The 7,833-nt window shown below is 68.2% G+C and carries 8 protein-coding genes; 4 read left to right on the top strand and 4 right to left on the bottom strand.

What is annotated here, in order from left to right; genetic code table 11:
• Positions 1 to 74 precede the first annotated feature (74 nt).
• Positions 75 to 953, bottom strand: coding sequence for an alpha/beta fold hydrolase (locus FKP22_RS15010; protein ID WP_141288279.1), 879 nt, complete (start codon positions 951 to 953; stop codon positions 75 to 77).
• Positions 954 to 1,086: 133 nt separating this feature from the next.
• Here FKP22_RS15010 and FKP22_RS15005 point away from each other — a divergent pair, with 133 nt between their 5' ends.
• Positions 1,087 to 1,857 (top strand): 3-hydroxybutyrate dehydrogenase, encoded by a 771-nt coding sequence (locus FKP22_RS15005; protein ID WP_141288278.1) that lies wholly within the window; start codon positions 1,087 to 1,089, stop codon positions 1,855 to 1,857.
• A gap of 24 nt (positions 1,858 to 1,881) precedes the next feature.
• On the opposite strand, the gene FKP22_RS15000 is transcribed toward FKP22_RS15005, so the two are convergent.
• Positions 1,882 to 2,616, bottom strand: a complete 735-nt coding sequence (locus FKP22_RS15000; protein WP_141288277.1) for an SIMPL domain-containing protein — start codon at positions 2,614 to 2,616, stop codon at positions 1,882 to 1,884.
• A gap of 158 nt (positions 2,617 to 2,774) precedes the next feature.
• Between FKP22_RS15000 and ompR the strand changes: the two genes are divergently transcribed.
• Positions 2,775 to 3,509 carry an osmolarity response regulator transcription factor OmpR gene (gene ompR, locus FKP22_RS14995; protein WP_141288276.1) on the top strand — a complete coding sequence of 245 codons (735 nt, stop codon included), beginning with the start codon at positions 2,775 to 2,777 and terminating at the stop codon, positions 3,507 to 3,509.
• A gap of 187 nt (positions 3,510 to 3,696) precedes the next feature.
• Entirely contained in the window at positions 3,697 to 5,019 is a 1,323-nt protein-coding gene (locus FKP22_RS14990; protein WP_375140584.1) for a sensor histidine kinase family protein, read from the top strand.
• Here FKP22_RS14990 and ispF read toward each other — a convergent pair whose 3' ends face one another.
• Both ispF and ispD read right to left on the bottom strand, forming a co-directional pair.
• Positions 5,020 to 5,514, bottom strand: coding sequence for a 2-C-methyl-D-erythritol 2,4-cyclodiphosphate synthase (gene ispF / locus FKP22_RS14985; protein ID WP_141288275.1), 495 nt, complete (start codon positions 5,512 to 5,514; stop codon positions 5,020 to 5,022). It abuts the gene before it with no gap.
• A complete protein-coding gene (gene ispD / locus FKP22_RS33880) occupies positions 5,511 to 6,614 on the bottom strand; it encodes a 2-C-methyl-D-erythritol 4-phosphate cytidylyltransferase (RefSeq protein WP_141288274.1) in 1,104 nt (367 codons plus the stop codon). Before ispD ends, ispF begins: the two co-directional genes overlap by 4 nt.
• 242 nt (positions 6,615 to 6,856) lie before the next feature.
• On the opposite strand from ispD, the gene FKP22_RS14975 reads away from it, so the two are divergent.
• A complete protein-coding gene (locus FKP22_RS14975; RefSeq protein ID WP_141288273.1) occupies positions 6,857 to 7,747 on the top strand; it encodes a hypothetical protein in 891 nt (296 codons plus the stop codon).
• The last annotated feature ends 86 nt before the right edge of the window (positions 7,748 to 7,833 follow it).

The raw sequence follows: 7,833 nt of genomic DNA, 5'->3' as shown, positions 1-7,833 counted from the left end.
GCCAGGGAAACAATGGGGGCGGTGGCGCCGTCCGGCCCGAGCTGACTTCTCATGCGCTCACTTTCATTCGGCGTTCAATCGCCCAGCAGGAAGGCGCGCACCACCTCAACCTGGTCATGCTGTACCAGCATCGGCGCATGGCCCACGCCGGCGAATTCGTACAGCGTGGCGCGCGGGCCGCGCCGTGTCATCTCGGCGGCCGTCTCAGGTGCCAGCAGATCGGACTCTGCGCCGCGCAACAACAACGTCGGGCAGGCAATGCGGTCGTAGGCGGCCCAGAGCATGGCTTCTCCGGCGGTGGCGGCCTGGGGCGTGACGGTGCGGAAAGGCTGCGCCAGCGCCAGGTCGTAGTGCGGCTTGAAGCCGTCACCATCGGGCTTCAATTGCGGCGCGCTCAGCGCCAGCCACTGCTCGCGGGTGTGCGGGCCGAAGCCTTGGGAGATCGCCCACAGCGCGTCTGCCGCTTCGTCCAGGTTGGCCCAGTGCGAAGGCTGGCCCAGGTACTGGCCAATGCGCTGCAGCGAGGCCCATTCGATCTTCGGGCCGACGTCGTTCAGCACCAGCTTCTCGAAGCGGCAGCCCGGCAGGCCGGCCAGGCTCATGCCGATCAAGCCGCCCATCGAAGTGCCCACCCAGCTGAGCTGCTGCGCATCCAGCCGGGCCAGCAGCGTGACCATGTCGGCCACATAGGCGGGGATCTGGTAGCCGGCCGGGTCGGCCAGCCAATCGGAGCGGCCACGGCCGACCACGTCCGGGCAGACCACGCGGAATTCGCCGGCCATGGCTTGTGCCAGCGTGTCGAAGTCCCGGCCCTGGCGGGTCAGCCCGTGGGCACAGACCAGCACGCGCGGGTTGTCGGCCTCGCCCCATTCCACATAGGCCATGCGGTGCAGCCCGCGGGCGTCCAGGCACTGGACTTCGCGTTCACGCGGCAGGTGCAAAGGCTTGTTCATGGAGGGCTCGGATTTTGGGTGGGGCACCAGATAATCGACTGTAGCAACCCCCGGCGGAGAACGACGGCCAGCGCCTGAGTTTCCTTGTCCGCCGAGGGGCACCCCGGCTCTTTCGTTCATCGGAGAAACGCACATGCTCAAAGGAAAAACCGCCATCGTCACCGGCTCGACGAGTGGCATTGGCCTCGGCATCGCCAAGGCCCTGGCCGCACAGGGCGCGAACATCCTGCTCAACGGCTTCGGCGAATACGAATCGGCCAAGGCCGAAGTCGCTGCGCTGGGCGTGAAGGTGGCCTACCACGGCGCCGACATGAGCAAGCCGGACGAGATTGCCGCGATGGTCCAGGCCTGCGAGGCCGAACTCGGCCCGGTGGACATCCTGGTCAACAACGCTGGCATCCAGTTCGTCGCGCCGGTGGAGGATTTCCCGGTCGAGCGCTGGGACGCCATCATCGCCATCAACCTCAGCGCCACCTTCCACGGCACGCGCCTGGTGCTCCCCGGCATGAGGCACCGCAACTGGGGCCGCATCCTGAACGTGGCGTCCACGCACGGCCTGGTGGCCTCGGCGCAGAAGTCCGCCTACGTGGCAGCCAAGCACGGCGTGGTCGGCTTCACCAAGGCGGCGGCGCTGGAGACCGCAACAACCGGCGTCACGGTCAACGCCATCTGCCCTGGCTGGGTGCTGACACCGCTGGTGCAAAAGCAGGTCGAGGACCGCGCCAAGGCCCAGGGCGTCAGCGTGGAAGAAGCGAAGAAGACCTTGCTGGCCGAGAAGCAGCCTTCGCTGCAGTTCACCACGCCGGAAGAGCTGGGCGCGCTGGCGGTCTTCCTCTGCTCGCCAGCGGCCGACAACATGCGCGGCACCGCCATCAACATGGACGGCGGCTGGCTGGCGCAGTGAGCCGGCGCTGGCGGGCGGCGAGGCTTACTTCAGCTGCACGCTGCCGGTGACGGTGGCCGTGACGCTTTCCTTGCCGGCCTGAACTGCCAGCGATTCGCCGTCTGCCGCGGACGACAGCATGGCCTTCGGCGCGGCGGCCGCGCGGTACATCGGCTGCGGCACCCCGCCGCCGTCGCTGCTGGTGCTGACTTCGCGCAGCGTGTAGCTGCCGTAGCCGAACAGCTTGGCCTGCTCGCTGGCGCGCGCCTTGAAGCGGGTGATGGCCTCGGCGCTGACCGCCGCTTCCACCGTCTCGCGGGCTTCGCGCGACAGGCTGTAGCCGACCTGCGAGATCGTCATCGTGCCGATGCGGCCGGACAAGGCGCCGATGGCCGCCATGTCGCGCCCTTCGACGAGCAGCTCGCTGCGGCCCTGCCAGCCGCTGATCGCACCCTTGCTGTTGTAGCGCGGGTAGATCGAGAAACCGGTGGTCTGCACTTCGACCTGGCCGGGCTTGGCGCCCTTGCGGGCCTCGGCCAACGCGGCGTCCACCGCCTGCTTCAGCTGGGACTGCACGCCCACTGCGTCAGCGCCCTCGCGCTGCACCGCGAAGCTCAGCCGCATCCAGTCCTGCGGGACTTCGGTGGTGGCCGTGGCGCTCAGCGTCAGCACGCCGGACGGCGGCGGCGCATCGGCGAAGGCCGGCGCGGCGGCCACGCAAAGGCTGGCGGCCAGGACGGCGGCGGAGGTGGAAAAGCGGGATGAGACGGGATTTTGCATGTGCTTCATCATCCCTCAACGGGGCATGGATCCGCGCCGCTGACCGCATTTTCAGGGCCGGTCACAGCCGGGGCAACATTTGTAACAACGCGTCAGCATCCCGTTTTGACCCTGATCCGCCCGTCAGAATCGCCGCTGTTACAAATTGGGAGTCGCTCATGAGCACCCACGCCAACACCCGCCCGGACCGCATCGTCGTTGTAGATGACGATGCCCGCATTCGCGACCTGCTGCGCCGCTACCTCACGCAGGAAGGTTTCGACGTGCTGCTGGCCGAAGATGCCAAAGCCCTGAACCGCCTGCAAACCCGGGAGACCATCGACCTGATCGTGCTGGACCTGATGCTGCCCGGCGAAGACGGCTTGTCCATCTGCCGCCGGCTGCGTGCCGCCGGCGACCCGACGCCCATCATCATGCTGACCGCCAAGGTCGAGGACGTGGACCGCATCGTCGGCCTGGAAGTGGGTGCGGACGACTACCTGCCCAAGCCCTTCAACCCACGCGAGCTGCTGGCCCGCATCCATGCCGTGCTGCGCCGCCGCCCGGCGCAGGAAGCGCCAGGCGCGCCGGCCAAGGAACAACAGGTCGTGAGCTTCGGGCCGTTTGAATTCGACCTCTCGCTGCGCCGCCTGACCAAGGACGGCGACCAGATCACGCTGACCACCGGCGAGTTCTCGATGCTCAAGGCGCTGGTGCGCCACCCGCGCCAGCCGCTCTCGCGCGACAAGCTGGCCCAGCTGGCCCGCGGCCGCGAATTCGAGCCCTTCGACCGCAGCCTGGACGTGCAGATTTCCCGCCTGCGCAAGATGCTGGAGCCCGACCCGTCGAACCCACGCTACATCCAGACCGTCTGGGGCGTGGGCTACGTGTTCGTGCCCAGCGAAATGGTCTGAGCACTGAGCCGGTGAAGTGCCATCCGTGGGAAGCGTGACGCTGCCTGACGCACCGCAAGGCGGCGCCCCCTCCGAACGTCCGGCCGAAACGCCAGAGGCGCGTGCGGCACGCCGGGCTGCGCGCAAGCGCAGCAGCAGTAACAGCGCCGGCAGCAGCAAGAAGCGCCGCCCGCGCCGGCTCGGCCCGCTGAAAGCGCCTCTGTCGCTGAACCTGTTCTGGCGCACTTTCGTGCTGCTGGCGCTGCTGCTTTCCTTCGGCATCCTGGCCTGGGTGCAGACGCTGCGCCAGCTTGAATTCGAGCCACGCGCGGTGCAGGCTGCGCAGCAGATCGGCAGCCTGGTCAACCTCTCCCGCGCCGCGCTGCGCTACTCGGACGGCATCAACCGCATCGCGGTGGTCAAGACCATGCGCGAGGAAGAGGCTGTGAAGATCGTGCCGCGCGAGCCGGGCGACAAGTGGGAAGCCTTCGAGACCGACCGCTTCACCCGCCGCGTGGCCGACGACCTGCGCGCCCGGCTGGGCCCCAGCACCGTGGTCGCCCGCACCGTCAACGGTCTGCCTGCGCTGTGGGTTGGCTTCGAGATCGATCAGGACCCGTACTGGATGCAGGCCGAATACGCCCGCGTCGAACCGCTGACGCCGGGCACCTGGATTGTCTGGGTCAGCATCGCGCTGATCGCCACGGTTTTGGGCTCGGTGACCATTGCGCGCTTGATCAACCGGCCGCTGAAGGACCTGTCGTTTGCCGCCAGCCGCATCCGCGAAGGCGAGTACGACTCGCGGCTGGACGAAAGCACCATCACCACCGAGATCCGCGCGGTCAACATCGGTTTCAACCGCATGGCGCGCGAGCTGGCCAAGGTAGAGGAAGAACGTGCGGTGATGCTGGCCGGCATTTCGCACGACCTGCGCACGCCGCTGGCACGGCTGCGGCTGGAAGCCGAGATCAGCGTGGCCGACGACGAGGCCCGGCGCAACATGGCGCTGGACATCGACCAGCTCGACGCGATCATCGACAAGTTCATGGACTATGCCCGGCCGGACGATCCGCACCCGGTGCCTGTGGACCTGAGCAGCGTGATCGAGCGCGAGGCCGCAGCCTTCCGCGACCAGTCGCAGATCCGCTTCTCGCTTCGCCTGCCGCCCACGCTGGGCGTGCTGGGCGACGACACCGAGCTGGGCCGCGTGTTCGCCAACCTGTTCGAGAACGCGCGCCGCTACGGCCGCACCATCGAGACCGGCGTGGCCAAGGTCAAGGTCAGCCATGTGCTGGCCGGCGACACGGTGATCATCACCGTGCGCGACTACGGCCAGGGCGTGCCGCCTGAAAAGCTGGACCAGCTGACCACGCCTTTCTTCCGCGGCGACGCCGCCCGCACCGCCGCCACCGGCGCCGGCCTGGGCCTGGCCATCGTCAAGAAGGCGCTGCAGCGCATCGACGCCTCACTCGAACTGGCCAACGCGCGCGACGGCGGCCTGATGGCGCACATCAGGCTCCGGCGAGCTTGATCAGTTCGCGACAGCAGCCAACAGGCAGACCGCGCGGGTCTCGATGGCCAGTCCCTCGCCCACCGGCCCCATCTTCTCGGCAGTCTTGGCCTTGACGTTGACCCGGCTGGCGTCGATGCCCAGCACCTCGGCAATGCGCGCAACCATTGCGCCGATGTGCGGCGCCATCTTCGGCGCCTGGGCGACGATGGTGCTGTCCAGGTTCACCACTTGCCAGCCGGCGGCCTGCACACGGCGGTAGGCCTCGGCCAGCAGCACGGTCGAATCGGCACCTTTGAACTCGACGGCGGTGTCGGGGAAGTGCCTGCCGATATCGCCCAACGCGGCGGCGCCCAGCAGCGCGTCGGTGATCGCATGCAGCAGGGCATCGGCGTCGGAATGGCCCAGCAGGCCATGCGTGTGCGGGATGGTGATGCCGCCCAACACCAGCGGCCTGCCGGTGACGAGTTGGTGCGTGTCCCAGCCTTCGCCGATCCGGAGTGCGGGCAGCGTCATGCCGGCGTTTCCATGCGCTGGGCAATGCGCCACAAGACGCCGCTGGGGTCGAACAGCACCATGTCGACCAGGCCCCAGGGGCGTTCCTCCGGCGGCTCGACGCGCACACCGTAGCGCGCCGCCACGCCGTTCTGCTGCAAGCCGCGCCAGAAGCCGTCCAGGTCGTCCAGCGTCAGGTGCATCATGAAATTGGCGGCGTGCTGCGGCTCGTAGAAGTCCTGCAGCAGGAAGCCGGTGCCGCCCAGCTTGAAGCCCGCCAGGTTGCCGTGCTCGAACTCCTTCGTGAAGCCGATGTCGGCATAGAAGCGCAGCGACAGCGCGAAGTCCTTGGCCGGCACGAAGGCCCGCATCTCGGGGCCTGGCCTGACCGATGCCAGCAACCGCTCGGCCAGCGCAAAGTCGCCGGGCCAGGTGACCTTGAAGTTCTCGTAGTCGCCCCGCACCAGCAGCGGCTGGTGGCCCAGGGCCTCGACGGCGCTGGCCTCGTCGGTGATCTGCGCCGGGTCTGCCGCGGCCAGCGCCGGGGCCAGCAGGCCCAGGCGGAACATCTGCGGCGTCTGTGCGGCCCACTTGCCGTCGCGCGGCACGGTGGCCTGCACGCGGCCCCGTGCTTCGGGGTGCACATCGCCGTCCGCATCGGCCTTCAGTGTGTCGGCCAACGGCAATGCCAGCAGTCCGCCCACTTCGTCGTCGTGGCAGGTGTCGATCAGCCGGTCCACCCACTCGGCGCGAATCAGGCAGCGCGCCGCGTCGTGCACCAGCACCCAGTCGTGCGGCTGCACGCCGCGCATCTTCAGCTCGGCCAGGCCATTGGCCACGGTTTCGGCGCGGGTCGCACCGCCCACCTTGGCGGTCCAGAGTCGGTCGCCCACCAGGCCGGGGAACTCGTCATCGAACTGCTCGTCGTCCGGCGCCAGCACCACCAGCGTGGCCTCGATGCGGGCCACGCCGGCCAAGGCGGCCAGCGTGTGGGCCACCAGCGGCCGGCCAGCGACCGGCTCGTATTGCTTGGGGTTGTGGCTGCCGGCGCGGCGGCCAGCGCCAGCGCAGGGCACCAGCGCAAAGCAACGCGGCACGCTGCCGATGGTCATTGAATTCATAGACCCGATTCTAGGGAAAGGCTGCACAGGGAAGTCCCTGGCCTGGCATGTCATGCCAATGCAAGTGCACCCGCAGCAGGCCTGAACAGAATGCGCTCCCGCCTGGTGCCCGCTTGTTGCGACTGGTTGCCATCGGCGGGCATTCCCTGAGGCGGCATGTCATCTCGGTACAAGTCCGCCCCAGGCACGGTGCCAAGAATCCGCTGCGTTCCCCCACAAGATGCCCTGCGAAGGAGACACGAATGAACCGTTCCCTGAACCGCCAGACCCTGCGCCCGCTGCGCCTGCTCACGCTTGCCGGCAGCGCGCTGCTGGCCGCCCACACCGCCCAGGCGCAGACCAGCTTCAGCATGACCTACACCAACGGCGCCAGCTACAACATCGCCGGCAAGGAACCCACCGCCTCGGGCAAATACCCGGTCTACGTGCACATTGGCGGCACCGGCGAGTCCTACAACAGCGCCTGGGCCAGCGCCGCCGTGAATGCCGCGGCCGCCAAGGGCTTTGTCGCCGCCACGGTGCAGTACGACAACGCGACCTTCGGCAACTGCAGCATCATCGGCGGCCGGGCCAAGGGCATCTTCGACGCGAACAGCGTCAACAGCGCCATCGCCAAGCTGTGCTCGCGTGCCAAGGCGGACTGCTCCAAAGGCGTCGTCACCGGCGGCCTGAGCCAGGGCTCCATCATCTCGGTGCTCTCGCGCAACTACGATTCCCGGGTGCGCGCCTCCTTCGGCCAGGGCACCGGCTCGACCTACACCGCGGCCTACAACCTGTCGTCCTGCATTGCCGACGGCAATCACACCCAGCCCGGCGACCGGCTGCGCATCATCAACGGCGAGCGCGACATGTTCGTCGGCGGCACCGAGGCCATCGCCCGCTCGCAGGCCCAACTCGTCACCGGGTTGACCTGCAGTGGCCAGCAGTCCTGTTTTCGCCAGAATGGCAGCGGCTGGTACATCGTGAAGGACTACGAAGTGTTGGACCTCTATGCCGACCATTGCTTCATGGGCTATGGCGGCCTGTACGGCACGCAGTGCAGCGGCCTGCTGGTCGACAGCGGCTACCAGAACGGATCCGCCGCCTGGCAGCTGAATGCCACGCTGAACTGGCTCAAGACCTTCGTCAACTGAGCAAGCTGCACACGCATGGCCCTGCGAACGTCCTTCGGCCTGACCGCTGCTGCAGCCCTCGCGGCTGCGGCAGCCGCAGGGCTGGC

The organism is Ideonella azotifigens (assembly GCF_006519715.1).
Taxonomy (GTDB): domain Bacteria; phylum Pseudomonadota; class Gammaproteobacteria; order Burkholderiales; family Burkholderiaceae_C; genus Ideonella; species Ideonella azotifigens.
This window is presented reverse-complemented; position numbering and strand designations above follow the sequence as displayed.